Raw genomic sequence first — 2,199 nt, forward strand, 5'->3', positions numbered from 1 at the left:
CGGCGAAGGAGTCGGCGGGCCCGGCGAGATGGTGCACGGTGGCGTGCCCGAGGCTCAGCAGGTGCGCCGTGGCCGCGGCCGACCCTCCTGCGTGGTCGCTGTGCACGACGATCGCCCCGGTCTCGGCGGGCGCGTCGACCACCACGAGCCGCAGACCCGGAGGCCGCGGGGCGGACGGCACGAGCGCGGAGGCCTCGTTCAGCACGACCGCGCCGTCGACGCCCTGGTCCGCGAGCTGGGCGAACGCCGCCTCGACGCCCTCGGACGCGGTGACCACGGTGAGGGCGTAACCGCGTTCGGCCGCCGCCTCGGCCGTGGCCTGCAGCATGCGGGAGTTGCCGATCGTCGCGAGGGTGGTGACGACGAGGCCGATCGTGTGCGAGCGGCCCGTGCGCAGGGCTCGCGCGGCGCGGTGCGGCCGGTAGCCGAGCTCCGCCATCGCCGCCTCGACGCGGGCACGCGTGGCCGGATCGACCCGCGGGCTGCCGTTGACGACGCGCGACACCGTCTGGCCCGAGACCCCGGCGCGCGCGGCGACCTGGGCCATGGAGACGCGGGCGGCGTCCGGCGCGGCGGATGCGGAGGCGGGGGTGTCTCGTGCCACGCGTCCTCCGTTCACAACTCCGTCATGTTGACGTTATCACGCGCGGAGACCTACCATGTTGACGTGAACACGCCCGATTCCCCTGAGATGCGGACGCAGGTCCTCGGTGCTGGCGTCGTCCGCCGCGCCACGACCCTCGCCGACGGCCGCGACCTCTTCTACTACGACGACCCCGGCACCGCCCTCGGCGCGGAGCGAGCCGTCGACGCCCGCACCCTCGCCCCGCGACCCGACACCGCGACCATGCGGCTCGACGTGCTGACGGGCGACTGGATCACGGTCGCCGCGAATCGGCAGCACCGCGTGATGATGCCGAGCGCCGACGCCGACCCGCTCGCCCCGCAGACCCCGGGCAACCCGTCCGAGGTGCCGTCGCGCTACGACGTCGCCGTGTTCGAGAACCGCTCCCCCGCGTTCGGCCCCGCGCTCGTTGAGGCCGTGGGCGCCGCCCCCGCCGCGGCCGACGCCCCGCGCGGGCTCGACGACCTCGACGCCCCGGGCCTCGGTCGCACCCGCACCGCGGTCGGACGCTGCGAGGTCGTGTGCTTCAGCCCCGAGCCCGCGGGATCGTTCGGCACCCAGACCGTCACGCGCGGCCGGACCGTGATCGAGGCGTGGGCCGACCGCACCGAAGCCCTCTCCGCACTGCCCGGCATCCAGCAGGTGTTCCCGTTCGAGAACCGCGGCGCCGAGATCGGGGTCACGCTGCCCCACCCGCACGGCCAGATCTACGCCTACCCCTACGTGACCCCGCGCACGACCCGCGCTCTCGACATGATCGACCGCACCGCGCCCGACCTGTTCGCCCGCATCCTCGACACCGAGCAGCGGTCCGAGCGCGTCGTGCTCCGCGGCGAGCACTGGACCGCGTTCGTGCCCTTCGCCGCCCGCTGGCCGCTGGAGGTGCATCTGATGCCGCACCGCCACGTGCCCGACCTCGCCGCGACCACCGACGCCGAGCGCGACGAGCTCGCCCCGCTCTACCTGCGCCTGCTGCGCGGGGTCGATGCGCTGTACGACACCCCGACGCCCTACATCGCCGCGTGGCATCAGGCTCCCGTGCGCGTGGGCCGCGACAGCGTGCGCCTGCACCTGCAGCTGACGAGCCCCCGCCGCGCCGCCGACCGGCTCAAGTACCTCGCCGGCTCCGAGGCGGCGATGTGGGCGTGGGCCGCCGAGGTCACGCCGGAGCAGGGGGCCGAGCGCCTCCGCGACGCCATCGCCCGCACGGACGCCGTGGACGGAGTCTCCGCATGACCGCGGTGCGGGAGGCCGAGGCCCTGTTCGCGACCCTGACCGGGCACGGGCCGGACGGCGTGTGGTCGGCTCCCGGTCGCGTGAACCTGATCGGCGAGCACACCGACTACAACGACGGCTTCGTGCTGCCGTTCGCGATCCCGCAGCGCACGGCCGCGGCGGTCGGCGGGCGCGACGACGGTCGGCTCCGCGTCACCTCCACGTTCGCGGACGAGCCCGTGGAGGTCGCCCTCGACGACCTCGACCGCCTGTTCCCCACCGCGCCCGGGAGCCGCCCCGCGGTGCCGGAGTGGGCCGCGTACCCGCTCGGGGTGGCGTGGGCGCTGCGCCGGGCGACG

3 protein-coding genes are annotated in these 2,199 nt (G+C 75.4%); 2 read left to right on the top strand and 1 reads right to left on the bottom strand.

Features of this window, described 5'->3' with window-relative positions; all coding sequences use genetic code 11:
• A partial coding sequence (locus tag DW309_RS18700) for a LacI family DNA-binding transcriptional regulator (protein ID WP_446724771.1) occupies positions 1-604 on the bottom strand: 604 nt, incomplete at its 3' end.
• A gap of 87 nt (positions 605-691) precedes the next feature.
• Between DW309_RS18700 and galT the strand changes: the two genes are divergently transcribed.
• Together galT and DW309_RS18710 are read left to right on the top strand one after the other, a co-directional pair.
• Entirely contained in the window at positions 692-1,861 is a 1,170-nt protein-coding gene (galT, locus tag DW309_RS18705) for a galactose-1-phosphate uridylyltransferase (RefSeq protein ID WP_136046238.1), read from the top strand.
• A partial coding sequence (locus DW309_RS18710; protein WP_275090554.1) for a galactokinase family protein occupies positions 1,858-2,199 on the top strand: 342 nt, incomplete at its 3' end. The genes galT and DW309_RS18710, both read left to right, overlap by 4 nt.

The sequence above is a fragment of the Microbacterium sp. K41 genome, from assembly GCF_004794395.1.
GTDB lineage: Bacteria > Actinomycetota > Actinomycetes > Actinomycetales > Microbacteriaceae > Microbacterium > Microbacterium sufflavum.

Bases quoted from the DNA above. Each gene is read 5' to 3' on its own strand.
- galT (WP_136046238.1), top strand. From the start codon at position 692: ATGCGGACGCAGGTCCTCGGTGCTGGCGTCGTCCGCCGCGCCACGACC.